Origin of the sequence: Rhodococcus sp. T7 (genome assembly GCF_009872365.1) — a bacterium.
In the GTDB taxonomy this organism is placed as follows: domain Bacteria; phylum Actinomycetota; class Actinomycetes; order Mycobacteriales; family Mycobacteriaceae; genus Rhodococcus_F.
In genome coordinates this window covers 18,427-42,771 of sequence record NZ_WXYH01000338.1, presented here as the reverse complement: position 1 = coordinate 42,771, position 24,345 = coordinate 18,427, and the positions used below count along the sequence as shown (strand labels likewise).

Sequence of the window (24,345 nt, the reverse complement as noted above, 5' to 3'; positions counted from 1 at the left end):
AAAGCCAGCCGTCCAACAACTATCGGAAAGCAGACCATGGTCACACTGGAACAGTTGATCGACCGATGGCGCCGCGATGACCGAGGCCCGGCGACGCTCGTGACGGTCATCGCGATGGTCGCATTCCTTCTGATCTTTTCGGTCCTGCTGCAAACCGCTCTGTTCTTCCACGGCCGTGACGTCGCCAACAGCTGCGCCGAAAAGGCACTGAAGAACACGAGATCCCAGTACGGCAACCAAGCGCTCGGAACAGCTGCCGCTTATGCCTGCATCGCCCAGGCAGGAACCGGTGACCTGCAGATCCCGGTTGTCCTCGTCAGCAAGAACATCCGCGAAACAACCGTCAACATCACCGGAAAAGCCCCTTCCCTCGTCCCGGGTCTCGAATTCCCCATCGTCGTCAACCACACCAAACCGACTGAACGCGTCACCAACCCGGGAGGAATCGGATGAGAGGCACCCGATGGATATCCCGCGCCCGCCGAGATGACCGGGGCGACGTCACGATCGAGCTGTGCCTCGCAACCGTCATCCTGATCTTGCTCCTGGGCTGGATGTATGCGTACGGCGTCAACCGACAGGCGCACCAGAAGGTTGAACACGCCGCCACCGAGGGTGCCCGTGCAGCCTCACTCGCCCGCACCATCGCCACGGCCACCCCGCTGGCGTACCAAGCAGCGGCCGGCAGCATGGACGGACAAGGCCTCAAGTGCGCCACCATGAACGTCAACGCCGATACCAGCGGATTCCGCACCAGACCTGGTGTCCCCGCCACGGTCGAGGTCACAGTGACCTGCCAGGTCTCCTTCGACGCACTTGGATGGCCCGGAGTCAATGGTGCCCGCACCGTCACCGCTACCGCAATCTCGCCGATCGATACCTACCGGGAGCGCACCCGATGACCAACGCCCTGCGTAAGCGACTCGCCTCCCGACTGCCGGCGGAGCACCGCGACAAGGGTGCCGTCACCCTGATGACGGTGGTCTTCGCCCCTGTCCTGATCTTCTTCGTCTGGGGACTGATCGTCGACGGTGGCGGCATGCTCACCGCCGACCAGCGAGCCGACAACGTCGCCGAGGATGCTGCCCGAGCAGCCGGTCAGCAGATCATCGGATCGGTGAGCGCCCGCGGCATCGGCACGGTCGTCGACCCGGTCCGCGCGACCGCAGCCGCCAAGAGATACCTGTTCGAGGCCGGCGTCGACGGTGACGTGATCCCCACCGGCCCGCGCACCCTCCTGATCACGACCCGCATCGTCTACAACTCGAAACTTCTGCCATACCCCAGAACGAAACTGCTCATCGGTACGGCCGCTGTGAATCTCAACCGCACCAACGCCGGGGAGGTGTACATTCTGTGAGCGCAAACGCCGCGCGGTCACGCCTTGCCGGACTCGGCTACCTCCTGATCCTGGTGATGCTTGTCGCCGGGATCCCGGCCGCGCTCTGGGCGCTGCGCGGCAATCCGCTCGACATACCGTGGTCGGATTTCGAAGGTTTGCTCGCGAGTCCAGATGACGGCAGTCTTCTCATCGCCCTTCTTCCCCTTGTTGGCTGGGCTGCTTGGGCCACCTTCACCGTACCGATTCTGCTCGAACTCGCGGCGACACTGCGTGGCGTCAAAACGCCGAAGCTGCGCCTTCTTCGCTCACAACAGCGGACGGCGACGTTCCTCGTCAGCGGCGCCCTCTTGCTCCTGACCGCCGGAACCGCCACCGCCGCACCCGTCCTGACCCAGCCTGCGGACGTGGGAAGCACGTCTCCGTACGCGCCGCACTCGCAGCAGGAAGATCCGAGCGCGTTACCGCAGACGCAGGTGGATCCGCGGGCTACCCGGGTGGCGGTACAACCGGCGGGGCCGACAGTGACGACCGTGCGGGGAGACACCCTGTGGGGATTAGCCCAGCAGCATCTCGGAGAGGGCCGCCGCTACGCCGAGATCCTGGACCTCAACCGGACTGCTGTCCCCGAGCCAGGGTTTCTGGCCGAAGGGTTGACCCTGCAGCTGCCCGCATCCCAGCTCGAGGTGGTACGCGGCGCCTATACGGTCAAGCAGGGCGACACCCTGTGGGATATCGCCGAGCGAGAGCTCGGCGATCCTTTGCGTTTCAAGGAGATCACGACTCCCGACGGCACCCCGGCTGGCGAGCTGATCACGGTCGGCCAGCAATTGATCATGCCCACCGCCGCCTCCGCGGCGGCTGACGCTACGCCGGCGCCGGCCTTGGTGCCGCCGGCTGATGCTGTTCCGGCTCCGGCTCCGGCTCCCGCTCCGGCTCCGGAAGCTGTTCCGGCTCCCGCTCCCGCTCCGGAAGCTGTTCCGGCTCCCGCTCCGGCTCCCGCTCCGGCTCCCGCTCCGGCGCCCGCGCCTGTGGATGTCGCCCCCAACTGGCAACTCGACCCCGTCGAGCCTCAAATGCCTGCCGACCTCGTCACCAATGACGCGCCGGCAGAGACCGATACCGAGGACGGCTCATCCGACGTCGTGTTCATCGGTCTCGGAATCTCAGCGGTTGCTGCAGCTGGACTCACCGGGCACCTCGCTCTTCGTCGCCGCAAGCAACAACATCGCCGCCGCCGCGGCGAGCGCATCGCCCTTCCCGCCGAAACCGCGATCCAGGCGGAGCAAGCACTCACGGCCGCCGCTGATCCGCTCACCACCACCCATGTCGACATCGCATTGCGGCACCTCGCGCACCACTGCAGGTCCACGGGTATCGCTCTGCCGGGCCTGCTGGCGGTCTTCGTCGGTGACAACGACATCGACCTCGGACTCGTCGAACAGGTCTCACTCCCCGCGCCTTGGACACAGATCGACGACACCACCTGGTCAGTAGATCCGAGAGCGTTTCCGCGCGGCGTTCCCGAGGCCGAGATCAGTCCGTACCCGGCGCTGACGGCAGTCGGAACCAGCGACGACGGTCGCGACCTCTTGCTCAACCTCGAACAGATCGGCCACCTCGCCATCAGCGGCACCCCGACTGCAACAGCCGGGGTGCTGCGTGCGCTCGCCGTCGAGCTCGCAGTCTCGCCCATCGCCGACAGCCTCCACCTCAACCTCGTCGGATACTGCGCCGACCTGCCGGAGGCAATCGACAACGGCCGCATCACCCACTCCGAGGACGCCGACACGGTACTGACGACACTCGCCAATCACGTCAAACTCGACTCCGAAATCCTCGCGGACAACGACTTCGAGTCAATCGCGCAGGCACGCACGTCGTACACCACCAGCGAGCTGACCGCACCCGAGATCGTTCTGATCGCCGATCCGGTGACCGAGGCACAGGCCGGGCTACTCGCCGGCATCGCACGGCACGCACCCCGAATCGCGTTCGCCGCAGTGACCACCGAGAGCGCACATACCAACGCCAAATGGACCCTCGAGGTCGACGACAACGGCTCGGCCGTCCTTGCTCGTCCAGGAATCGCGTCGGCCGGCATCACAGTGACCACCCTCGATGAGGAGAGCTACGCGTCTGTCCTAGACCTACTGACCACCACCTCACGCGAACCTCGCGTTGCCCACAAGGGCGATAACCTTGACATTCGATGGGAAGCAGCCCGTCTCGACAACGACATCTCGACCGACGAGTTCATCACCAGCTCCGATCCCGCAACCTTCAGCGTGGTCGGGAACGAGGACCTCGACCATGCCGTCGACCGACCAGAGCCGTCCGATTCGGATGAGGTCACCGCAGAAGGCGAGCTGCCGGAGGCGGATCACATCTGGATCAGGCTGCTCGGCGTACCCGCCGTCACACCCCCGTCACCAGGGCCGGCCGAAGGCCGAGAGAAGAGCCTGACCGAAATCGCCGCGCTTCTCATCACCACTGATGGCGGAGTCCTCGCCGCGGACATCGACAGCAAAATCTGGCCCCATGACGTCGAAGCCGCCAGAACCGGCACAGCCGAGCAGGAGAAAGAAGCGAAGGCCCGGCTCCGCCGGCGCCGCAACGAAGCGCTCTCTCGCCTGCGTAAGTGGCTCGGTGACACCGAGACCGGTGAACCCGCCCTCATCAAGTCCGGAGATCGAACCGGTCGGACCCCGCAACGGCTCCACGACGCCGTCACGACCGACTGGGACTACTGGGAGGAACTCGTCAATTCCCATCCCGCTGACGTCGACATCGCCCGGCTATCCGCAGCACTAGCTCTGGTCACCGGTCAACCTTTCAGTAGCGATGACCCCACCGCCTACGGGTGGGCCGACCACACCAAGCAGGACATGATCTCCGCCGTTACCGACGTCGCCGAGGAGCTCGCCACCCGCTACATCCGCGGCCAACAAGTTCCCCAGGACCTCGCGGCTGCACACGCCGCCGCGGAGACGGGCCTCGAGGTCGACATAGTCCACGAAGGGTGCTGGCGTGCGGCGATCATCGCCACCCACTTTTCGGGTGACACCGAGATCACCCAAAGGTTGATCGATCGCATGATCACCGAGCTCGACGCCCTTGAAGAAGAGCCCGAACACGAAACCAAGATGCTCTTGAGTCAGCTCGACTCCACCTACGGGAGCCACTACCGGATCGGAGCAGCATCATGACGCGCCGCATCGCCGCACTGGCGACACTCACTGCTGCGATGTGCCTGACAGCCAGCTGCAGCATCCTGACCCCAGAACCGGTCATCCTCGAAACCAACGCCGGACCCACGTTCACCGGGCCGCCCGGCTCCGGAAAGTCCCCCGAGCAACAGGCCGGTGAAGCCGCACTGGTGAAGGTCAACGAGTACTACACGGTGCTCGCGCGTCTGAGTGCCGATCCCGCCGCCAACCCCGCAGATCTCGACAATGTCGCGGCCGGCAACTTCCTTCAATCGACGAAGCGGGACATCACCGCGCATCGCATCGAGGCGGACGCAGGCGAGGTCAAGGTTCTCAAGAACACCATCACCCGCCACAACATCCCGATCGACGAAAACGGCATCCCTACGCCCGGCACCGCGACCATCGAGATGGACGTCTGCCTCGCCCGCGCTACCGACGTTCTCGAGCTCGGGAAGCCGATCCTGACGAACGCCGCTTGGCCCGACCCAGCAGGATGGAGAGTCACAGCCGACTACACACTGCCCGGTACGCCCTGCAATGCCGGACTTTTCTAGGAGATACGACTATGGCACACACCACCATCCGCCGAACCGCCGTCGCTGCCTTGGCTGCGACGGCCCTATTGGTCGGCGTGACCGCCTGCTCCGACACCGACGCGGCGGATCCGGCGGTAGAGCTCACTGTCACCGGTGACCCGGCGTTCGAGGGTCCCGACGGGGCGGACACGTCGAACAAGACTCCTGACGAGTTGGCACGGGAACAGGCGCTTGCGAAGGTCAATGACTTTTACGCTGTCGTGGGCAAGCTTGATGGCGATGCCGCTGCGCCGATTGAGCAGCTCGACACCGTTGCCGGTGGTCCCGTGCTGGATAGCTGGCGGGGAGATATCACCCTGCGTCGATCGCAGAACGTGGTCGGAGCGGGCGACGTCAAGGTTGTCGATGCGAAGATCACCGACGCCGGCATACCTGTAGGCGACGACGGCAAGGCTATCTCCGGGCCCGCCTGGGTCCACGTGCGCGCCTGCACCGACATCTCCGGTATGACCTGGACGAAGTCAGACGGTAGTCCCGCCTACGACGTCAACCGGCCGCAGTTTGTGCTCGCCCAGTTGACCGTCCGGAATGCGGATTGGCCCGATGCAAACGGCTGGCGAGTCACCAGCGATGCAGCTGCCCGATACGCGCCGTGTGATGCACCATAACCAAGGAGAACACATGCCAAATCGTCGTCGTTTTCATGCGGCCGTGATCGGCGCGCTCGTTCTGGGGAGCCTGGTTGCGTCGCCACACTCAGCGCTTGGACAACCCGGCTTCGGTTCTGGAGGAATAGACGTCGCTCCCGGTTCCGGAAATCTGGGTGCGAACATTGTCGTTCAAGGCAGCTACGTCCAGGTACCTTCGGCGTCGCCTGGCTCCGGCGGCTCCTCAGGGGCGAGTGCAGCGGGGACGGGCGGCGGTGGGTCTGGATACAGCGGTGGTGGTGACGTCGTGGCCGCTCCTACGGGACCTCCGGTTCGGGAGCAGTTGAAGGCGTGCGGCCGATTCACGGACTGCGTTCCGCTGAGTCCGGATGTGGGTATGCCGGCCACCCCGGTGAGCATGGCGCAGGTCATGAATGTGGTGGGAACAGCCGTGACCGGGATGCAGCTTGAGGAGCCGCCGATGTGCTGGACCCCCGAACCTGCCAACTTCCCTGGTGGGAGAACCGGTTTGGTCGGAAAGAACGCGTGGGCGTGGGTTTGCCCGGATCAGATCCGGGAGAGCACCGTCGGTCCCGTGACACGGGTCGTCCCTGGTCCGGGAGGCGTCGTGGTGACCGCCACAGCTGTCAACTCGAGTGTCACGATCAACTGGGGGGACGGGTCCCTCCCGACAATCTGCCCGGGCGCGCTTCTACCGTTCACCCCGTACAACGACCTGATCGACGCCAGTCCGCTGACCCCACCGAGTGGATTGCCATCCCCGACATGCGGTCACCACATCGAGAAGACATCGATCACGCAGCCCGGCGGCGTGAACAACGTATCGGCGACGGCGGCCTGGATTGTGAACTGGACAGCAGTATGGCCAGGTGGCGGAGCAGGTGGAGTCGTGCCTGTTCCGTTGACCTCCAACTACCAACAGCGAATCGGTGAGCTACAGGTGCTGGTTACGCCCAATTGATTCGACGTGGACTCCGTTCGATGTTGGTGCGGCGTCGGTCCGGTCAGAAACTCAGTGGCGCTGGACGCGCAGGACTGAGTCCCCGGATCGATGCCCTCGCGTCGCTGCGGTGTCGACGTCGCGAGCTGTGCAATGAGCCGTGAAGTAGCTCAGATCAGGAAGTGGTGCTGCTGCTGGAGTTTGATTGCCAAATTGAGTGAGGGTGTGATGGAGAAGCCCACTGCTACGTTCTGGCTCGCTAACGAGGAGACGAGTTGTTGTCTCCTGCGGAAACCAACAGAACGGAGAACAGCATGACCGTAGAGCAGGCGGTTACGACCACTTCCGCAACCAAGCCGGTGAGCACCCTTGCGCAGAAGGTCACGGCCGTCGCGGCCGTCGCGATCGCCTTGTTGATCGTGCTCGGCGGCTTTCTCATTGGGACAATGGTCTTCACCGCGGCGGAGGGCGTTGATCGAACGATCTCGAACCTGGCAGATGTAGACGACCCACGAGTTGTACGACAGGCGATCTGCCTGCCGTACTCCGATTTCGTTCTTCGGCAACATCAGGCAGGCCTGTCTACATCGCAGATCCAAGGCGTGCTGGATTATGCCGGACACGACGGAGAGGGCAGCGCAGTCGACAACTCGGATGTCTGCGGCAGCCCGCAATCTATTCTCGACGCGGCGGGGATCAAGTAGGTAGTCAGACGGCAGGCTGCCCCACGGCACTTCCACAGGCGTTCAACTTGGGGAGTACGTAGCCACCCGCGCTGATGAGTATCGAAGACGCCCGCCACCAGTCTTTATGGTGGGGGGCATGCGTCGAGCGATCGACGAACCGCTAGAGTTATTGGTGTTCTGGTGATCATCCCCCCAATTTTGTTCCCAGAACCCCCCTCTGCCCCGGCGTCAACCGATGCCGGGGCACATTCATTGCAGTGAGGACGGATCGAGGGTGACGGAGACGAGGCCAGGGCGGATCCCCGTGGGCGATCCCATTGCACTGCGCTTCGATCCAGAGCCCAAGCGCAAGCTCGAGGACATGGCCGAGGGGATCGGCCCCCGTCGATTCGGGGCGTTGATTCGTGTTGCCTGCCGACGACTGGTCACCCAGCCCAAAGCTGTCGGCACTGGCCTCGCCGAACAGCGACGGCTTTCGGAAGCGCTGCGGGCAATCCCGCTGGTCATGCTCAAGATTAAGCTGGAGCCGGACACAGCCCAGGAGTTCGCGGCGCTGGCCGCCGCGTATGACACTACGGTCAGCGCGCTGATGAGGATCGCGCTGCACCGATTCCTGCAAGCGCCTGGCCGCTACAAGCATCCGATGCTCCGCGAGGCCGAGCGGACAGGTTTGTCCGACTGGGTCGACGTGATGGTCAACCCGTCCAGCAAGCAGCAGATCTGGCGACTCGCCGGCCGATACGGGGACAAGCTCAACACGTCCTTGCTCCGGGTCGCACTACGACGCCTGCTCGAGGAGCCCGGTGACCTCGCCGGAGACCTGGAAACCATCGCGCCGCTGCGCGATCTCAGGCCCGAAATCTACGCCAGGGCGAATGTGCACTTCGACGAGCCTCTGCGCGACAAGCTCGACGGGTTGGCTGCACGGGTCGGGTCCGATCGCGCTGAGCTGATGCGCCTTGCCGCGAGACGGGTGCTCGAGGAACCCGGAAAGATCGAACAAGCAGTGAACAACGAGGTCTTCCGCAGCGAGAAGAACCGGAAGCACCTCATGGCCAGGCACGCTCGCCGCCAGGCGCGACGCCACACGCAGCCCGACTGATCACCGCGGACAACCTTCTGTTCCCGACGCTAAGTCACCTGCGGTGCTCCCATGATTGGAAACCCTCGCAAGAATGCTGCGTTCGGTGGCCGGCTTTCGTGCCCACACGAGGGTGGTGGTCACCAGTCTGCGAAGAGGTTGTAGAGCGCATGGCTCGCGATTGAGGGGAGCAGCGACTTTGTCCAGATGGCGAGGGCTCCCCAGAGAAGGCCGGCGACCACCATGAGTGCTGCGTTCAAGGCGGAGAAGGTGTCGTGTCCGATGCCGAATTCATAGCCAAGGAAAATCCAAAGAATGGCGATCAGGATGCGAGCTGCCCATTTTGGCCAGCCGCTGCGAAAGTATCTGCGGGCAAAGACGACCGCAGCGACAAGTGGTCCTCGGAACATGAGTTCTTCAGTGACGACCCCGGACATCAGCGTCAGACCAGGGATGTGGCCGGCCCAACCCGACGTTGACCAGGTGGACCTATCAGCGTCCGCGGCACGTTGCGCAGGTGATTGGTCCGTTCCTGCTGTCGCGACCACGAGGTCGGAAATCGGGCCTCTCAGCAGTGCCGTCACTGCCAGGGTGACGATTGTGACAGCAAGGAGCATCACGATAGTCCGAGGCTGTGGAAGTGCGCAGCCGATGCTGCGTGCTGCCCAGCGGGCCCGGGCGACCGTGGCACGGACGCCATGGGAGGAACCCAACAGAGCAAGCATGCAGAGCAGGAACACGCCCCAGATGATGGCAAGAACAAGAAGGCCGAGTCCGACCGCGTTCCCTTCTTGAGCGGATATGGTCGGTACGCCCGCAAAAAAGATGAGGAATGTGACTGTAAGGAATTAATGTGCCGATTCGGGTGTGTCGCCCTCTCGTGGTGGTATGGCGGCGAGGAGGGCGGCGGCGGTGCGGTAGCGGATGGTTGCCGGTGCCGGGGTGTAGCCGTCCTGTTCGAGCAGTGGCCGCACGTCGAGCAGGGCATTGCCGATGGTGCGGGGGCTGACCTGGAACAGTTCGGCCAGGACGGCGCGGTTGCAGAGCTGGCGTATATGCAGAACGGTGGCCAGGACGCGTTCGGCATCGGTGATCTTCTGGAGGAAGATTCCGCCGCGGCCCCCTGGCATGCGTTCGCCGCCGCGTTGGGCGTAGCGGCGTCGCTCGACCATGGCGGCTTGCCGGACGGCGAGGCGTTCGACGAGGTCGCCCAGTTGCCGGCGACTCATGCCGGTCAGAGCCGGATGCGACAGTGCCTCGGGGAGCGGCCGATTCGGTGTCGGGTCGGGTGCCGTGCCGTCACGGAGAAATCCCGCGAGGTCTGCAGCGGTGCTGAAGCGCAGCCCGATGGTCGGGGTGACGTGATGGCCGTGTTCGTCGAGCAGCATCCGCGTTTCGGCGATGATTTCGCCGATGGAGTTCGGATTCACCCCGAGCAGATCCGACAGCACCCGCTGAGGGCAGACCTGCCGCAGATACACGACGGTGATCAGCAGGGCCGCGGCGTCCGACAGCAGCCGTCGCCCGCCGGCACCCGGGGCATTGCGGCGCCGGCCGCCGCGTTGGTGCCAGCGGCGTTGCTCGGCGCGCGCGGCCTGGGCCGGTGCCAGCCGTGCGGTGAGTTCGTCCAGCTCGTCGCCCGTCATGCCGGTCAGACGCGAGTCGGCGAGCATCGCGACAGCCGCGACGCGCTCGCCTTCCCGGTCCCGGCCGGGAACCGGAGCGGCGTCGGCGTGAGTGGGTTCGATGGTGTAGTTCCACGTTCCGCACTGGGCGTGCGGTCGGATGGGCAACGCGCGCAACTCGTCTCGACCAACCGAGATCCCGATCGGGTAGTCGCCGGTGTCCAGCTCGGCGTCCACGCGCAACCCGGTGCGGGTGCGGGTGGAGGCGATGGTCTTGACCACGACCTCATGGCTGGTCAGCGGCCGCCCTCGCCAGTTCATGGTGATCTGGGAGAACAACCGGTGCTCGATCTTGTTCCACTTCGAGGTGCCGGGCGGGAAATGGCAGACCGTGATCGCCAACCCGGTCTCGGTTGCCAGCGCAGCCAATTCGGCCTTCCACAACCGGTACCGGTAGCTGTTGGAGCCACCGGCGTCGGCGGTGATCAGCAGCCGGCGCGCGTGCGGGTAGTCGGCGGCGCCGCGGGCCTGCCACCAGCGGCGGATGGAGGCGACCGCGAACGCGGCGGTGTCGTGGTCGACGCCGACATTGACCCAACCTGCGTCGGTGGTCAAGTCGTAGACGCCGTACGGGATGGCCCGGTCCGCATTCGGTCCGGTGAAGAAACTGTGATCGACCACCCGCACCGGATCGCCCTGCGGGCGCCACTCGCGCCCCGGGGTGGGCAGCTGGCCGAGTTGTTCCTTCTTCTTCGAATCGACGCTGATCACCGGCTCGCCCGCGTCCTGGTGCGCCTTGACCTGCTCGTTGATGTAGCGGAACTGCACGTCCCGGTCCGGGTGCTGCTCGCCTTCCAACGTCTTGGCGTTGGCCTGCAAACTGAATCCGTTGTCCCGCAACAATCGTCCCACCGTCGGCGCGGACACCGGATGGCCCTGCCGGGTCAGCTCCTCGGCCAGGTGTCGCAGCGACTTGGTCGTCCACCGCAACGGAGACTCCGGATCCCCACGCTCATCCGGCTCGACCAGCGCCAACAACGCAGGCACCAGCTGCGGATTCAGCGCGTCCGCACCCTTGCGGCCCCCACCCGGACGGCGGACCCGACCCGTCGGCGCCGGCTGCTCGCCGGCCTCCAACTCGAACACGCCCCTGCGAACCGTGGTCTCGCTGACACCGACCGCCCGGGCCACCGCCCGCACCCCGCCATGCCCCAGCGACCGGGCCTCCGCCGCCAACGCCAAACGCCGCTGCCGCTCGTTCAGATGCGGCAACAAGACCTCGAACCGCTCCCGCAGCCGCCCGTCGACCTCGCTCACAACCGCCCTACCGCACCGACCCGACTCAAACCGCAAAACACCATGTTATTACCTTACAGTCACAATACCCACAGCAAGACTGCCAAGCACAATCTCGGGAAGCCGGTCTCGAGTGTGGCGGGCCGTCGTGGATTTGTACTTGCTACGAGCAGGTCACCCGTTGATGTTCGGGGCTTGTCGTTGGACAACGAGAGCTACCTTTCCAGTGAATGCGTTTGTGCGGTGATACGTCTGCTGCGAGTTGGACCGCAGTCATGCGATCACCGGTTGATGAGTGCAGCGTGGGGCGTAGATGAGCTGCCCAGCTCGACAGTTCTGCCCCGCGGCACATCCGGACAGCGGGGATCGTCTCGCTCAGAAATTCAGGTGGCGTGCGAGACGGCTGATCGGATGGGTTTCGACATTCGCGGGTCGACCGGGCCCGATGATGCGTACGCCACCGCTCACTCGGACGTGGGCCTCGCCATCGATGCGGACTGTGGTGGTGTCGGTGGCGGCGACCAGAGCTTGACCGTTGGCTTGGACGTGGCAATGACTGTGCGCGAAGACGATGGCGCTGTCTTCTGCGCGGATCCTGGCGTTGTCGGTGCCGACGATATGGCTCTTACCGCGGGCATCGACGGTGCTGTCGTCGAACGCTTCGATGTGAGCATGTTCGTAGGCAGTGACCCTGGCGTGGTTGGACGCTTGGACGAAGCACCGGCCGGCGGCTGCGATGGAGCCGCCGGCGATTCCCGCGCAGGTTTGTCCGATAATTTTGACCTCGACTTGGCTGGGGATGTGACCAAGGTCCAGCCAGTTCTCCGGGTCGGCGTCGATGACGACGGTTTTCGCTCCAGCGGCGAGGCGCTTGGTGTATTCCGTATAGCTGCGGACCGGCGATGTGGAGCGGCCACAATGCGGCCGACGTGAGTTGCGCGTGGTTTTCTTCACTGGTGCCCCCATGAGTCAATAGTGCCTTCGTCTGGTGTCGTTCGTGCGAGCGCTGATGCCGGCGCGTCGCGCGTGGGTTGCACGAGGTTCGGTGTGCCGCGGTGTTCTGTGTCAGTCGCCGATCTTGACGGCATTCCCGGTCGGGTCGACGCAGTGCAGATAGGAGTCGGCGTGTGATCGGTCCGGAAGGTAGGGCCAGCTGCAGTTCCAAGCGTCGATGACAGCGAATCGCCCTTGTCCTTGTGCGGCGACCGTGCGGTCGTTGAGGTAGCGATCACTGATGCTCAGTGCTGCTGGGCAGCTCGGAGTTCCGGCGATGATGATCACAGGTGCAGTCGCACCGTTCAGGTTGTTCGTGACGATTCCGCACTGAGCGCTCGTGGGCGGCAATGCGGTGGCCTGCGTAGTCGTCGCCGGCTGTGTCTCGGATAGCCGGGTCTGAGCGTCGGCCACGCCGGGCTGACCTTGATCAACGGTAGGGTTCGTCGACCACTCGACGCTTGTGGCAGCAGCAGCTGGTTCGGCTGACGGGGATACGGTCTCGGCTTCTGTGCTGCTGCACCCGGTGAGGATGGCGGCCGTGATGAGGGACAGTGCAGCAAATTCCGTGGTGGTTCGTCGATTCACGAGTACTCGCTTCTATTCCAGTCCGACAGGGAGGACGCAATGTCGAGCCCAGTGATATGTGATGACCTGGACAAAACGACGCCCGGCGCGACCACCGCCGCACCAGCGGGTCAAGCTGCGGTTTCTCGAAGGGCCCTTCCAGTGCGCGGGCTCCCGCATCGGTTCGGTGGTGCTGAGACTGTCCACGTGGACGGCTAGTGTCGATCTATCCCTTATGTCTGTCGCACAGTTGCGGAGGAGTGCCCAAGATGACCGAACCGACGTCCGAGTTGGCGGGCAGTGGTCTCAGCGAGGAGCCACAATCGCCGGCCGTCGGTGCTGAAGATGCGGCAGGGCAACGCAGTGATCATCTGCCGGCGACGGTGTACGCGCCTGCTGGGAATGTCGTCGTCGCGAGTGTGGTGGTGTGGTTCGCGGTTCGGTGGTTTGATGCCGAATACGGCATAACAGCGCTGTGGTGGGCTGCAAGCGCCTGCGCTGCAGTTGGTGCGGCGTTGAGTGCGGCAATAGCGCCGATGATGGCCCGGTTGTGTAAGGCGGTCGATATTCCATCAGAGGCAACCGGCCGGCGGATCGTTCCTGCGGCTACGACCGCGGGAATGTGGTTTGGCGCCGTGCTGCTCGCCCGCGGCGACGCGATCTTGACAGCCTGGCTTGCACTGAGCCTGCTGTGCGTGTGGGCAGGGTGGATCGATCACTTCACGCTGCGGTTTCCGTTGACGTTGATCCGGTTGACCACTGCAGTGGGCCTGATGTTCGGGGCATTCGCTGTGGCGGTGGATCAAGATCCTGCGGCAGGTGGGCGCGCTCTTCTCGCCGGAATGCTGGTGTTCGCGTTCAACCTTGCCTTCGCGATCGTCACCCGCGGCTACCCCGGGCTCGCCGACGTGCGTTTGAGTTTCATTCTGGGTGCTGCCCTGGGATGGGTCGGATGGATGAATGTGCTCTCAGGGATGTTGCTACCGAACGTCCTCGCGCTCGTGGTGATGCTGTGGGTGAAACTTATCGGACGACGGAAGGATTTGGGGGAGTTCGGTTTCGCCCCCTTCCTCGTCTCCGGAACCGCGCTGGCGATCGCGGTCCCCCCGATGTGGTGGATCGTCTGGATCTAAACGCCGCAAGGAGTCCTAGGTTTTGCCTGGTGGTGGCCAAGTGGAGGTGCGATGCGGATGAACGTTTCCCGGGGGTGTTCCCAAACACAAGGGAAGGAAAGGGGGAGGGAGTGAGTGATATACGGGTAAGGCCGATTTCCTATCGTGACGAGGTTCTTCGACTTGTTGCTGTGGGAAGTGTCTCGTTAGCGTGTGCTGTCGGTGTGGCGTTGTGGGCGCTCATGGTTGTCGACGTTCAGGGTGGGGCAACCGGGTGGTGGTAGGGGTCGGTTGTTGGGTCGGCTATCTTGGGTTGACGCTCCCAATCTTCCTAGCTTATTCCCCGAATAACATCGACTGCATCAGGTTCCTCGTTGGGCATTACGCGATTGTCGTGAGCTTGGGCGTCATCGCGACTTTGCGTCTATCGCAAGGGGAGTCGATCGCGCCCTCATCGACGGGGATGTGGGCGGCGGTTGCTGGAGTGACCGTCTTCATTTTTTCGGTCGCCTCTGTTTTAGCTGTGAGGGAGCTTGATGCGGCTCGGCGTCGTGGACATAGGGCGACGCGGTTGACCGATCCGACACTGCCTGCGCAGCTGATCGGCATTCGCGAGTTGGTGCTCGAACTTGCTTCTGCTACCGAGGGTTCGGACTCACAACGAGATTGCGACGAGCGGCTGCGGGAGGCCGTCAAAGGGTTGCGTCTAGTTTTCGGGCATGTCTATCGGTTGACGATTAACTTGGTGGCGTGGTTCCTTCTGAGGGGAAAACCAGCCCCCGTTCCAGCGGAGAGGGTGGACGAGTTGCTTGCGACCATCGATCAGAGGTTGCTGATTCTCGCTTCGGTTCCGTACGAGGAGGGAACAAGTTTGGGCGCGTGATGGATGAGTACGAAACGGCGGCGAGCAGGTTTCGGAACGTGTATCGGCGACCACCGATCCGAAATTGAGTGTCTGAGCGGGGTGGTGATGCCGTGATCGGCGCGCGATCGAACGTGTTCTTCGGCTGAGGTGTCGAGGGCCGGGTGACTGGTTTCGAGATTGGGAGGTGTTTCGGTATGGACGATGCGGACCAATCCGCCCCGATGCCGTCGATCGTTCAGACGGAACTGCCGTGTGAGTTCTGCGCGGAGCATCCTCAGTACTTCCCCGGTGACCCCGTCGGCTTCGTGCGTGCGGCTCGCTGGGCGGTGGTCGTCAAGGATTGCTGCCACTTCGACGCTCGCGTGGACTACCTCCTGTGTGACGAGCACTGGGCAATGATCCGACACCAACAGCTGCCCGGGCAGTGCCCTCGGTGCGGGGCGATCGCCTACTCAGTAAAGGACATCGTGTGTACCGAGATCCCTCTGGGAAGGACGGTCGATGGGGCGTGGCCGGTGATCCGTCGATAGGCGCGGAGCCACCGTGTCGTTGACCGGCAGACTGGCCTTCAAATAGGACGGCCGCCGCCCCAACGGTGTTCCGGGCGCGGACATCATGCTGAGCGATGTCGGCCTGTGGATGAAGACCCATCGGTTCTGTCCAAAGACATGTCACACAACCCCAGTTGTGTGGATCTTCCTCCAGATGATTGGGAGTGGTGGCACTTCCTACGACGGAGGAGCGTCTGTTGTGGCGGAGTTGCCGATCGCTCGCGGTCGAGGTGGGGCAGTCAAGGTCCGGACCTATGGTCCTCGCAATTGCTGTCGTGAGGACTAAGGAGTGGTACCGATGAATGTTGAGGTTCGCCGTATCCACCCGACGGATGCGAAGAAAATCCGCCGCCACCTTCATTCAGAGTCGCTCACCGGGCGTCACCGCGCGGACCAGTATGGATGCGGATGGTTGGCTCGAGGTCTGGATGGCCAGCGATGAGGGCCCCCGGGGATCGCACACGCCTCGTCCTCACCGCCGACGGCACCTCTCTTGCGGTGCGTGAGATCGGATCCCAGATGGCGCCGGTCACTGTGATTTTCGCGCACGGATTCTGTCTCCACATGGACGCCTGGGCACCGCAACGGGCCTACCTGGCTATGGTCTGGCGTGGGCGTGCCCGGTTGGTCTTCTTCGATCACCGCGGCCATGGTGGATCCGGCGCGGCTGACACCGACAGTTACACGATCAGCCAGCTTGGACGGGACCTGGATGCGGTGATTCGCACGGTGGCACCACAGGGTCCGATTGTCCTCGTCGGGCACTCGATGGGCGGGATGGCCGTGATGTCCTACGTCGCCCATCACCAAGAGGCCGCGGCCGCGCAAGTCGTGGGAGTCGGGTTGATCTCGACCGCCGTCGACAATGTCGCCGGCGCCGGCATCGGGCGCGCTCTGAATACACCGGCGGTGACGTTGTTGCGGTCGGCATCAGCTCACGCCCCAGGGCTCGTCGGGCGCAGCTGGAATCTCTCACGTCGCATCTTGTCGCCGGTGGTCGGCGCAACTTGCCCGCTTGCTCCGAGTGCAAGTGTCCGTGCCGCCGCCACGTCTTACGGGATGGTCCACGCGACGCCGATCGCCACCGTGGCCGCCTTCCTGCGTGACCTGCGGATCTACGACGCTTCCCCGGCGCTCGACGTGCTCGCGAAGGTGCCGGCGTCGATCATCTGTGGAACCCGGGACAGGGTGACCCCGATCGGGCACTCACAGCGACTCGCGGCGGCTCTTCCCCTCGCCGAACTGATCCCGGTGAGCGGAGCGCGGCACATGGTCGGACTCGAGCGCCCTGACGTGGTGAGCGAGAGTCTCGATCGACTGCTCGGCCGCGCGGTAGGGCGCCGCGAACAGGACACCACCCGCAGATCCAAATCCGACCTCGTCGGGGCGTGAGATCTGCGCGTGCCTCAGACCTGACGAGACAACCACTGATGGGAGAAGTGGTGAGTATTCACCAGGACGTTGACCTGTCATCCGGTCCGGCGCACCACCGGACGGACAAGCTCGTTCACCGCGGCGCGAGGTCGTACACACGCCATGTTCTGAACCGGGTGGCAGCGTGTGGTGTGCAGGTCGGGGCGCGGCACCGGTGCATCGATCTGCATCACGAACCGAAGACCTACAACCCATGGCAAGACGTCACCTATTGCCGCTGCGGTCACATCCGGTGGGCCGGCGATCATGCGCAGTTCGACACCGCCGTCGAAGCATTCGACGGTTTCCCTCATCACCCCTCGGGGAGGCCAGATCCACGGACCTATCCCGGAAAGAATGACACCGAATCGCGGCAGGTCAGCGAGCAGCGGCCCATCGGGCGAAGCGAGCTACGCCGATGATCCCGGCAGAAGCGGGCGACCCCGCGGCCCGCGCTGTTCTGGACATGATCGACCGCGTCGAGATCGACCCTGAGAGCGACCAGTTTCTGACGGCGCTCGACCGCATCCACTTACAACTCCTCTCGCCGAGGGCGGCCACAATCGTCGCAAGGCGAGCGGAGCTGGGTTTTACCGCCCACGACGTGAATACCTATCCCCGACGGAATATCTGGCGCACGCAGGTCCCGTTCGGGCGGACGAACGGCGGTGTCGTTGTCGAGATTCCCCTCGTCGTGATCGCACCTGTTCTGATCGGCATGATTCCTGTCCTACTCAACATGAATCCGCTGTTTCAGTCTCCGATCACAGATCTGACGGTATTCATCTCCGCGGCTGCAGGTGTGGAGGTCCTCGCGATGTGGTGGTGGATCCGCCGCGATCCCCTCAGACTGACCGCGGCGGACAAGCAGATGATCCGCGGCAGCATTGCCAAGCTCGATGCCTACGTCTCGGCCGGCGGCGACTACTTCGAACTTCGTCTGGCCATGACTGCGTCCGCGATCGTCGACGATATTCGTGAAGTGCCGGCATGGAGTCACGAGGACCTCGACATCCACCGCATCCGGCTCGACATCGAGGACCAACTCCGAATGATTCTCTGCCACTGCGGTGAGCTGGCAACTTTCCGGGCCAGCGTCGGCGAACCCACGAGGGGAGTCAGTGCCGAGGCTGACGCGGCTCGGGCCGCCCACCACGAGCAGCGACGGTGGTTCGAACAGGCCAAAGAATCACTGATCGGGCGGGTCGCAGCGTTGTGGACATATCACCAAGACCTACTGATGCTTCAGGACTCCATCGACGGTACTGCGGCTCTCGGTCGCATCGACGCTCACGCACCGGCGCTCGGAGAACTGCTGGTCAACTCGGCGAATGATGACCTCGCAGCGTCGGCAATCGGTGACCTGGCCACCGACCTGGCCGATCAACACCAGGCGCGGGAAAAGGCGCTGGCCCAGCTGCGCGGCGACGTCACCGGATTCGATCGGCGCAACTGATGGGCCGCAGCCATGACCGGATCAGCCCAGACCGCGGCAACGGTGTGTTCGATCCCGACCGGGGCGACAGCGACGTCGCCACCCGCAAGGAAGGCGCCCTGATCTCGCAGCACGCCTACGACACCCGAGCCGATCTCCGCAGCGGAGCACGAGAACTCGACACCGCTACCGAGAACCTACCCGGATTGACCCGAGCGCAACGGGACCTCAACCGCGCCTATCCACGGCCCACGCCGGCGGCAATCGGAAACTCTCGGCTACGCCCCCAGCTGCCACCGGCGATCGAACTCCGTCGCACACTCTCGGCACGACAACGGAACACCCGATCCGCGGCGAAGCGCCGCGTCCTCGACGCCATGCCGAAAACTCAGTACACGGCGCTGGCGTCGTTGACTTCGGACCCGAAGACCTGGCGGGAGACGAACAACGCCCTCTCCGCTGTGGCCGGCGACGCTGTCGAGCTCGACGATGCTCGCCGCAAGCAGGTCCAACGAGTGGACAGGGCCATCCAACGATACGAACGCGCATCCGGACGAGGTCATCTCGTGTACACCTCGGTGAGCATCCCCAACGCGGTCGTGAACCCGTCAGATCTGCCCTCGACGCTATCGCCGGGGACGGTCCTGTCCTTCGACCGGTTCACTGCAGCAACCCATTCGCTGCACGAACTGGACTCGACCGCCCGGCCCACCGATGTCGTCTTCGAGATCCAGACCGACCGGGGTATGTACTACGGGCAATCTTCCCGCGTAGACAACTCGCACCACTTACTGCCACGAGGAATGCAGCTACAGGTGGTGGGGGCTCATTTTGTGCCGTACGAGCGACCCGGACAGCCACCAGGGGAGCGCCTGGTCGTCCAACTCGTCGATCACGAGACGCCATGACGAGTCGAGGCGGGGGGTTCGAGACAGATTCAACCCACGGGAAGGAACACACAGTCATGACTGCGGACAAGCCGCGCCACCGGCGCCCCGACCTGACCTTTCATCCCGATATCTTCGCTGCGCCCGCGCAATTCAGAGTGGTGAAAGCCGCGCCACACGACGATGCGGATCCGACCACGGACACAACGCAAGGGAAGGAGGGCTCCGGCGCAGACGCTCATACCGGACGACGAGATGGCAAGGGGCTGTGAGCAGAAAGAAAAGTCGGAGGCCACCTACAAGATGGTGTGCCTCCGACTCACCCAGTGCATTCTCAGTACCCACACCCTATTTGATCTTCCGCATCCGGTCCAATTCTCTACGCCCTATTGGCCGATTGTGGATGCCCGACTGGGTTGCCCCGGTTGTGAGTTCGGTCGAGTTGTACAGGTCCATCTCTACTGTCCTGATCGCACGACACCCTCGCGGTCATCGAGACAATACTTCCGCCCTTGGCCGCCACACCCTCGGCTAGGAGACATCATGGATTTCGCATCGATCATCATCGGCGTCGCAGTGGCCGGCGCATCAGCTGCCCAGGGCGGCGGAGTGGACCCCGCGATCACCGACAGCGTCACGTCGGTCGCACAGAAACTACCGCCAGCTCTCGCCCAGTATGTCCCGGACCCGCAGCCCTACCTCGACGACGCGGCCCGGGCCGTGCAGCAGGCGCAGGAGCAGTTGCCCGACGAGTGGCAAGCCGAGATCGAGAACGCCATTCCACCGGAAGTCCGGGATGCCGCTGAGGGGGCCAGGGAACAGCTCCCGCCCGAGGCTCAGGGTCTGATTCCCGAGGTGGTCCTGCCCGCCCCAAGTCCGGAGCCCGGGCCCGCCGGCGGTGTCGCCGACCCAGCGGGACCCGCAGCTCAGGCACCGTCATCGACTCCGCAGCAGGAGACGAATCCGTTATTCCTGTCTCCTGTCGTCAGCGGAGCACCCACCACTGCGGCCGGCATCCCCTCCCTGACAGGAATGCTCGCCCCGACCGCAGTCAGCGATCTGACCTTCGATCCCCGCTTTCCCCGCAACCTCGAGTTCGCGCGTGCGGTCATCGAAGCGGCGATGCGTGCGATCGGATTGCCCTACCAATGGGGCGGAGGCCTTCTCACCGGACCGTCGATGGGCGACGGCACCGGAGGAGCTACCGCCGGCTACGACTGCTCTGGGCTCACTCGCTTCGCCTACTACATCGGTACCGGCGGCACGAAGGTCTTGCCGCGAACCTCACAGGAACAGTTCCGGGCAGGCCAGCAGATCAGCATGGACCGAGCCCAGCCTGGTGACCTGCTGTTCGGGAACTGGCAGGCAGACGGGGCCAACCACGTCGCGATCTACCTCGGTGGCGGAAGAATGCTTGAAGCACCGCAGACCGGGGAGCTCATCCAGATCAGCGCCGTGCGCTCGGACATGGTGCCCGCCCGCTTCCTGTGACCATCGGGGACAGTGCCCTGTGCTTGATCCCGAAGCGGAACAATACGATCGCCACTATAGACCCAGACCGGTCAAAAGTCGTGTCGCGACGTGCGGCACGACCGCAGAGACGAAGGAGACAGTGACACATGACGATTACGCCAGCAGCCCACAAGAAGGCAATCGAGACCGCGCGAAAGAATGCGGAAGCACTGGCGCAGAAGGCAATCGAAACCAGAGTCGCGCTTGTCGGAGCCATCGGGGAAGCAGTGGAAGAGCTTGCCGCACTCGATTCCGCACGCGAGGCAGCTGTAGATGCAATCAGGACGGCCCACGAGAACGCGATCGAAGGCGGATGGACGGCCAAAGAGCTCGCAGCCATGGGCTACACCGCCCCGAAGAAGCGGAAGAACGCCTCCAGTAAGGCCGCGCGTGGTGGCGCCAGTAAGGACGCGACTGAGACGACCGACGTCGCAGATGCTGCTGCACCGCAGGGAGGCGATCAGCCGCCGAGCACCGACGGGCAGATCTCCAGCGAGCGCGAACCTGAGCATTCCTACAGCTAGGAAGCTGTCCGGTGGGGTGGCCCCAGCCTCTCGGGCGCCGTCGTCCCGATCCTTGTCGGGAGACGGCTCCCGAGCGCTACCAGGAACTTCGCCGGGCTGGCATAGGTGCCGGAGTGAGAACCACATGTCAGAGGGTGCCGTCACGATGATCATGAGAAGGAAGTGGCATGACCAGTACACAAACGTCTCCGCAGCAGTGGGCACGGGGCATGCTCGTCCCCGGCCGGGCAGCGGTGCTGGACGTTGAATCGACCAATTTGGACGGCAGCATCATCGAAATCTGCGTTTTGGACGCGGCCACGGGCAATCCACTGCTCGATACCCTGGTCGATCCGGGCGACGTTCCGATGCACCCGGACGCTTATGCCGTGCATGGAATTGCCCTGGCCGATCTGATTGGCGCACCTGGCTGGTCTACGGTCCACCAGGCTCTGATTGCGGTGACCACTGGGCGAGTGACGCTCAGCTACCACAGTGAGTTCGACAGGGGGCGCGTTCTCCATGATTGTGCTCGGCATGGTCTCGACCCTGCGCACCTGGCCGACCCCGAGATGTGGGGATGCATCATGCGGATGCGATCGCAGGCCGAGGGCACCGAGAAGAGCATTCGGCTCGATGGCGGACACCGAGCCCGCAGCGACGCCGCGGCCGCGCGCACCGTCCTGCTCGGCATCGCGGAGGGCACCTCGGCGCCATCCACCACCGTGGACCCCGCCACTACCTCCCACTTGCCGCTGTAGTCCACCGAGTCATCTGCTTCTGAGTCTGTTCTCTTGGCTGGTGTCCTTGCTGCGATCGTGATTGTGATTTACCCTGGGATCTGGAGGTGGTTCGTGATGACCGCAGCACATCCCCGGCCGGATCTGGAGGCGTACAACCAGGCCGCCCGTATGTCCCAGCCCGAGCTGGTCACCGCGTTGCGGGAGCTGCTGGGCGCGAAGCTGGTCGCCTATCTGGGTCGGGTCAAGGAGACCCGGGCAGTGCGCCAGTGGGCGGAGGGCACACGGACGATCGGTAGCGACTCGGATGTGGAACGGCTGCGGATCGCGTACCGGGCGGCACGGCTGATCACCGCCCGCGACACCCCGGCGGTGGCGCAGGCCTGGTTTCAGGGTTTGAATCCGATCCTCGACGACCGCGCCCCCGCCTTGTTGCTGCGCGAGGGGGAACTCGCCGATGTCGGCCCGCAGGTCCTCGCCGCGGCCCGGCAGTTCGCCGCCGTCGGATGACCCAGCTCGACCATGCCCTCGTCGCCACGGCGCAAGGGTCGATGTGGTGCGCCCACCGATACGGATGCGAGGTCTATCGGGTCGGGTTCGCGCCGTCGCCGTGGGAATGGACACCGTGGGTGTACGCCACCGACGGCCGGTTCACCGGCCGGTGGGACGACCCGGACGGGGTGTGGCGCACCCTCTATGTGGGTGCCAGCCGATTGGCCTGCTACCTGGAGGTCCTCGCCTACGCCCGGCCGAGCGCGCAGGTGATCGCAGATCTGGACGAGATCGTCGTCGACGACGAGGATGCCGCCGCATTCCCCACGGTCGAACCCGGCCGGGTGCCACGGTCGTGGTGCGAGCCTCGCATGACCGCCCACGGCGCGCTGACGGGGTGGTTCGCGGTCCCCGGGCACCCGGAGACGCTGGCCACGCTGCGTGTCGGGTTTCGGTCGGCCGCGATCCGGCACGGACTCGATGATCTCGACGGCGCCGCGATTCGGGACGGCCGCCCGCGGGCGTTGACGCAGGCAATCTCCAAGTGGATCAACACCCTTGGTGGTCCGGACGGATGTCCGATCACCGGAGTCGAGTTCGACTCGCGACACGGTGACGGGCTGCGGTTGTGGGCAGTCTACGAGCGACCGGGTGACCCGGTGGTCAGCCCCCACGTCACCGCACTGGATCAGGTGCCGGTGGCACCCGACGACGGTGACCTTGTCCAGGCGATGCGTCTGCTCGGACTCGAATGGGACGACACATGAGTCGTCCGTTGTGGGATCACGAGATTCTCCGCAGCGTCGGGGCGGAAACCACAGTCGCGACACCGGTTGTGGCTGGGTCGGCGGAGGTCCACAAGCGACGCGACACCGCGCTAACTTCTCTCTCTCGCTCTTGTCGCGGTCCCGTGATACCCCCTCGCTATCAGACGAATTCGCGGATCCGGGGGAGGACGTGGGCGAGTTCTTCGAAGAGTGTCGGCCACCCACGTCGTAGGCGGGTGATACGGCCGTGTTCGAGGAAGGCGCCGTCGAGCATGTGGGAGACCCGTAGGTGTTTTTCGGGGGTGCCGAGTCGGCGGAGTGTGCCGTAGACGGGGTTCACCGGTAGCTGGTGGTGGGCGATGTAGGTCCAGATCTCGTCGGTGTTCCAGTCCCATACGGGCCCGAAGACACGGGTTCCGTCGGCTCGGTCGATGAGGCCGCCGTGGTGTCGGCGTTGCTCGGTGGTGTTGGTGCAGCAGCCGTCGCACATGCGTGTGACGTGGCTGCTGAGTGCGTTGTAGTACAGCGACCAGCGGCCGGTCCCTTTCGGGGATTCGTCGGCGCGTACGCCCCAGATTTCTCCTGGCCCGTGGGCTGCGTGCGCCGCGCGGGAGGGGGCACCGATGAGGATGTCGCGCAGTTTCTGGCTCGTGGCTCGGGTGGGCTGGTGGTGGTCCCATTCGCCGGATTGTGCGAGGACGGTCAGCAGTGGTGGGTCGGCTCGGTGGGGTGCGAGGTTCAGGTTCCAGGTGTCGGCGAGTGCGGTGATGTAGGTGTAGGTCTCGGGGTACTCGAGGCCGGAGTCGAAGAACACGACGGGGATGTTCGGTTCGACCTGCAGGGTGAGGTGGAGTGCGACGAGTGAGTCCTTGCCGCCGGAGAAGGCGAGGTATCCGTCGTGGTCGTCGAGGTGCCCGGCGATGCGGCCGGTGAGTTTTGCGAGGTCGCGGCGGGGCCGGCGCAGTGCCCGGAGGGTGTTCAGGTCCAGGCCGTCGGGTTCGGGCTTGCCCGCCACACGTCCTCCTTCACGGTGTCCGGTCGGTATCGAGATCTCGCAGCTTCTGTCACACAGTGTCCGCCCGGTAGATCTTCCTCCAGTCGTAGGGGCGTTTGAAGTCGCCTGGG

At 64.5% G+C, this 24,345-nt stretch carries 24 protein-coding genes; 19 read left to right on the top strand and 5 right to left on the bottom strand.

Annotated elements, in window-relative coordinates; all coding sequences use genetic code 11:
• Positions 1 to 36 precede the first annotated feature (36 nt).
• The 8 genes from MLGJGCBP_RS31335 to MLGJGCBP_RS31300 all read left to right on the top strand — a co-directional run bounded on the left by MLGJGCBP_RS31335 (position 37) and on the right by MLGJGCBP_RS31300 (position 8,483).
• On the top strand, positions 37 to 453 hold the full coding sequence (locus MLGJGCBP_RS31335) for a hypothetical protein (RefSeq protein ID WP_007299972.1): 417 nt from the start codon (positions 37 to 39) through the stop codon (positions 451 to 453).
• Positions 450 to 902 (top strand): TadE/TadG family type IV pilus assembly protein, encoded by a 453-nt coding sequence (locus MLGJGCBP_RS31330; RefSeq protein WP_007299971.1) that lies wholly within the window; start codon positions 450 to 452, stop codon positions 900 to 902. The genes MLGJGCBP_RS31335 and MLGJGCBP_RS31330 overlap by 4 nt, the downstream gene beginning before the upstream one ends.
• The gene (locus MLGJGCBP_RS31325) at positions 899 to 1,360 is read left to right on the top strand and encodes a TadE/TadG family type IV pilus assembly protein (RefSeq protein ID WP_007299970.1); all 462 of its coding nucleotides are present in this window, start codon (positions 899 to 901) and stop codon (positions 1,358 to 1,360) included. Before MLGJGCBP_RS31330 ends, MLGJGCBP_RS31325 begins: the two co-directional genes overlap by 4 nt.
• Complete coding sequence (locus MLGJGCBP_RS31320; RefSeq protein ID WP_007299969.1) at positions 1,357 to 4,548, top strand: LysM peptidoglycan-binding domain-containing protein; 3,192 nt, start codon at positions 1,357 to 1,359, stop codon at positions 4,546 to 4,548. Before MLGJGCBP_RS31325 ends, MLGJGCBP_RS31320 begins: the two co-directional genes overlap by 4 nt.
• Positions 4,545 to 5,105: a hypothetical protein gene (locus MLGJGCBP_RS31315; protein WP_007299968.1), complete on the top strand. Its 561-nt coding sequence runs from the start codon at positions 4,545 to 4,547 to the stop codon at positions 5,103 to 5,105. Before MLGJGCBP_RS31320 ends, MLGJGCBP_RS31315 begins: the two co-directional genes overlap by 4 nt.
• A gap of 11 nt (positions 5,106 to 5,116) precedes the next feature.
• Positions 5,117 to 5,755 (top strand): hypothetical protein, encoded by a 639-nt coding sequence (locus tag MLGJGCBP_RS31310; RefSeq protein WP_007299967.1) that lies wholly within the window; start codon positions 5,117 to 5,119, stop codon positions 5,753 to 5,755.
• Between the two features lie 1,254 nt (positions 5,756 to 7,009).
• On the top strand, positions 7,010 to 7,399 hold the full coding sequence (locus MLGJGCBP_RS31305; RefSeq protein ID WP_007299966.1) for a hypothetical protein: 390 nt from the start codon (positions 7,010 to 7,012) through the stop codon (positions 7,397 to 7,399).
• 217 nt (positions 7,400 to 7,616) lie between these two features.
• Positions 7,617 to 8,483 carry a CopG family transcriptional regulator gene (locus MLGJGCBP_RS31300; RefSeq protein ID WP_012686776.1) on the top strand — a complete coding sequence of 289 codons (867 nt, stop codon included), beginning with the start codon at positions 7,617 to 7,619 and terminating at the stop codon, positions 8,481 to 8,483.
• A gap of 119 nt (positions 8,484 to 8,602) precedes the next feature.
• Here the strand turns inward: MLGJGCBP_RS31300 and MLGJGCBP_RS31295 are convergent, their stop codons facing one another.
• The 4 genes from MLGJGCBP_RS31295 to MLGJGCBP_RS31280 all read right to left on the bottom strand — a co-directional run bounded on the left by MLGJGCBP_RS31295 (position 8,603) and on the right by MLGJGCBP_RS31280 (position 12,790).
• Positions 8,603 to 9,079, bottom strand: coding sequence for a CPBP family intramembrane glutamic endopeptidase (locus MLGJGCBP_RS31295; RefSeq protein WP_007299964.1), 477 nt, complete (start codon positions 9,077 to 9,079; stop codon positions 8,603 to 8,605).
• A 231-nt stretch (positions 9,080 to 9,310) separates the two neighbouring features.
• On the bottom strand, positions 9,311 to 11,404 hold the full coding sequence (locus MLGJGCBP_RS31290; RefSeq protein ID WP_007299963.1) for an ISAzo13-like element ISRop2 family transposase: 2,094 nt from the start codon (positions 11,402 to 11,404) through the stop codon (positions 9,311 to 9,313).
• A gap of 354 nt (positions 11,405 to 11,758) precedes the next feature.
• Positions 11,759 to 12,349, bottom strand: coding sequence for a hypothetical protein (locus tag MLGJGCBP_RS31285; protein ID WP_007299962.1), 591 nt, complete (start codon positions 12,347 to 12,349; stop codon positions 11,759 to 11,761).
• Between the two features lie 99 nt (positions 12,350 to 12,448).
• A complete protein-coding gene (locus tag MLGJGCBP_RS31280) occupies positions 12,449 to 12,790 on the bottom strand; it encodes a hypothetical protein (protein ID WP_007299961.1) in 342 nt (113 codons plus the stop codon).
• A gap of 422 nt (positions 12,791 to 13,212) precedes the next feature.
• Here MLGJGCBP_RS31280 and MLGJGCBP_RS31275 point away from each other — a divergent pair, with 422 nt between their 5' ends.
• The 11 genes from MLGJGCBP_RS31275 (at position 13,213) to MLGJGCBP_RS31225 (ending at position 23,220) form a co-directional block, all read left to right on the top strand.
• On the top strand, positions 13,213 to 14,076 hold the full coding sequence (locus tag MLGJGCBP_RS31275) for a hypothetical protein (protein ID WP_012686779.1): 864 nt from the start codon (positions 13,213 to 13,215) through the stop codon (positions 14,074 to 14,076).
• Positions 14,077 to 14,539: 463 nt separating this feature from the next.
• On the top strand, positions 14,540 to 14,938 hold the full coding sequence (locus MLGJGCBP_RS31270; RefSeq protein ID WP_148222643.1) for a hypothetical protein: 399 nt from the start codon (positions 14,540 to 14,542) through the stop codon (positions 14,936 to 14,938).
• Positions 14,939 to 15,909: 971 nt separating this feature from the next.
• Positions 15,910 to 16,863, top strand: coding sequence for an alpha/beta fold hydrolase (locus MLGJGCBP_RS31265; protein ID WP_007299957.1), 954 nt, complete (start codon positions 15,910 to 15,912; stop codon positions 16,861 to 16,863).
• Between the two features lie 439 nt (positions 16,864 to 17,302).
• Entirely contained in the window at positions 17,303 to 18,340 is a 1,038-nt protein-coding gene (locus tag MLGJGCBP_RS31260; RefSeq protein ID WP_007299955.1) for a hypothetical protein, read from the top strand.
• Positions 18,340 to 19,227, top strand: a complete 888-nt coding sequence (locus MLGJGCBP_RS31255) for a hypothetical protein (RefSeq protein WP_007299954.1) — start codon at positions 18,340 to 18,342, stop codon at positions 19,225 to 19,227. The genes MLGJGCBP_RS31260 and MLGJGCBP_RS31255 overlap by 1 nt, the downstream gene beginning before the upstream one ends.
• A gap of 56 nt (positions 19,228 to 19,283) precedes the next feature.
• Positions 19,284 to 19,478 (top strand): hypothetical protein, encoded by a 195-nt coding sequence (locus MLGJGCBP_RS31250; protein WP_148222644.1) that lies wholly within the window; start codon positions 19,284 to 19,286, stop codon positions 19,476 to 19,478.
• Positions 19,479 to 19,749: 271 nt separating this feature from the next.
• Complete coding sequence (locus MLGJGCBP_RS53830) at positions 19,750 to 20,697, top strand: C40 family peptidase (protein ID WP_007299953.1); 948 nt, start codon at positions 19,750 to 19,752, stop codon at positions 20,695 to 20,697.
• Between the two features lie 128 nt (positions 20,698 to 20,825).
• Positions 20,826 to 21,242: a hypothetical protein gene (locus MLGJGCBP_RS31240; RefSeq protein ID WP_007299952.1), complete on the top strand. Its 417-nt coding sequence runs from the start codon at positions 20,826 to 20,828 to the stop codon at positions 21,240 to 21,242.
• A gap of 167 nt (positions 21,243 to 21,409) precedes the next feature.
• Positions 21,410 to 21,982 carry a 3'-5' exonuclease gene (locus tag MLGJGCBP_RS31235; protein ID WP_007299951.1) on the top strand — a complete coding sequence of 191 codons (573 nt, stop codon included), beginning with the start codon at positions 21,410 to 21,412 and terminating at the stop codon, positions 21,980 to 21,982.
• A gap of 96 nt (positions 21,983 to 22,078) precedes the next feature.
• Positions 22,079 to 22,471 carry a hypothetical protein gene (locus tag MLGJGCBP_RS31230; RefSeq protein ID WP_007299950.1) on the top strand — a complete coding sequence of 131 codons (393 nt, stop codon included), beginning with the start codon at positions 22,079 to 22,081 and terminating at the stop codon, positions 22,469 to 22,471.
• Positions 22,468 to 23,220 carry an RES domain-containing protein gene (locus MLGJGCBP_RS31225; protein ID WP_007299949.1) on the top strand — a complete coding sequence of 251 codons (753 nt, stop codon included), beginning with the start codon at positions 22,468 to 22,470 and terminating at the stop codon, positions 23,218 to 23,220. Before MLGJGCBP_RS31230 ends, MLGJGCBP_RS31225 begins: the two co-directional genes overlap by 4 nt.
• A 160-nt stretch (positions 23,221 to 23,380) precedes the next feature.
• Here MLGJGCBP_RS31225 and MLGJGCBP_RS31220 read toward each other — a convergent pair whose 3' ends face one another.
• Positions 23,381 to 24,235, bottom strand: coding sequence for a phosphoadenosine phosphosulfate reductase domain-containing protein (locus MLGJGCBP_RS31220; protein ID WP_007299948.1), 855 nt, complete (start codon positions 24,233 to 24,235; stop codon positions 23,381 to 23,383).
• Between the last annotated feature and the right edge of the window lie 110 nt (positions 24,236 to 24,345).

Excerpts from the sequence above, each read along its gene's own strand:
- MLGJGCBP_RS31335 (WP_007299972.1), top strand. The coding sequence starts at position 37 with ATGGTCACACTGGAACAGTTGATCGACCGATGGCGCCGCGATGACCGA.
- MLGJGCBP_RS31330 (WP_007299971.1), top strand. The coding sequence starts at position 450 with ATGAGAGGCACCCGATGGATATCCCGCGCCCGCCGAGATGACCGGGGC.
- MLGJGCBP_RS31325 (WP_007299970.1), top strand. The coding sequence starts at position 899 with ATGACCAACGCCCTGCGTAAGCGACTCGCCTCCCGACTGCCGGCGGAG.
- MLGJGCBP_RS31315 (WP_007299968.1), top strand. The coding sequence starts at position 4,545 with ATGACGCGCCGCATCGCCGCACTGGCGACACTCACTGCTGCGATGTGC.
- MLGJGCBP_RS31310 (WP_007299967.1), top strand. The coding sequence starts at position 5,117 with ATGGCACACACCACCATCCGCCGAACCGCCGTCGCTGCCTTGGCTGCG.
- MLGJGCBP_RS31305 (WP_007299966.1), top strand. The coding sequence starts at position 7,010 with ATGACCGTAGAGCAGGCGGTTACGACCACTTCCGCAACCAAGCCGGTG.
- MLGJGCBP_RS31300 (WP_012686776.1), top strand. The coding sequence starts at position 7,617 with ATGCCGGGGCACATTCATTGCAGTGAGGACGGATCGAGGGTGACGGAG.
- MLGJGCBP_RS31295 (WP_007299964.1), bottom strand. The coding sequence starts at position 9,079 with ATGCTCCTTGCTGTCACAATCGTCACCCTGGCAGTGACGGCACTGCTG.
- MLGJGCBP_RS31285 (WP_007299962.1), bottom strand. The coding sequence starts at position 12,349 with ATGGGGGCACCAGTGAAGAAAACCACGCGCAACTCACGTCGGCCGCAT.
- MLGJGCBP_RS31275 (WP_012686779.1), top strand. The coding sequence starts at position 13,213 with ATGACCGAACCGACGTCCGAGTTGGCGGGCAGTGGTCTCAGCGAGGAG.
- MLGJGCBP_RS31265 (WP_007299957.1), top strand. The coding sequence starts at position 15,910 with ATGAGGGCCCCCGGGGATCGCACACGCCTCGTCCTCACCGCCGACGGC.
- MLGJGCBP_RS31260 (WP_007299955.1), top strand. The coding sequence starts at position 17,303 with ATGATCCCGGCAGAAGCGGGCGACCCCGCGGCCCGCGCTGTTCTGGAC.
- MLGJGCBP_RS31255 (WP_007299954.1), top strand. The coding sequence starts at position 18,340 with ATGGGCCGCAGCCATGACCGGATCAGCCCAGACCGCGGCAACGGTGTG.
- MLGJGCBP_RS31250 (WP_148222644.1), top strand. The coding sequence starts at position 19,284 with ATGACTGCGGACAAGCCGCGCCACCGGCGCCCCGACCTGACCTTTCAT.
- MLGJGCBP_RS53830 (WP_007299953.1), top strand. The coding sequence starts at position 19,750 with ATGGATTTCGCATCGATCATCATCGGCGTCGCAGTGGCCGGCGCATCA.
- MLGJGCBP_RS31240 (WP_007299952.1), top strand. The coding sequence starts at position 20,826 with ATGACGATTACGCCAGCAGCCCACAAGAAGGCAATCGAGACCGCGCGA.
- MLGJGCBP_RS31235 (WP_007299951.1), top strand. The coding sequence starts at position 21,410 with ATGACCAGTACACAAACGTCTCCGCAGCAGTGGGCACGGGGCATGCTC.
- MLGJGCBP_RS31230 (WP_007299950.1), top strand. The coding sequence starts at position 22,079 with ATGACCGCAGCACATCCCCGGCCGGATCTGGAGGCGTACAACCAGGCC.
- MLGJGCBP_RS31225 (WP_007299949.1), top strand. The coding sequence starts at position 22,468 with ATGACCCAGCTCGACCATGCCCTCGTCGCCACGGCGCAAGGGTCGATG.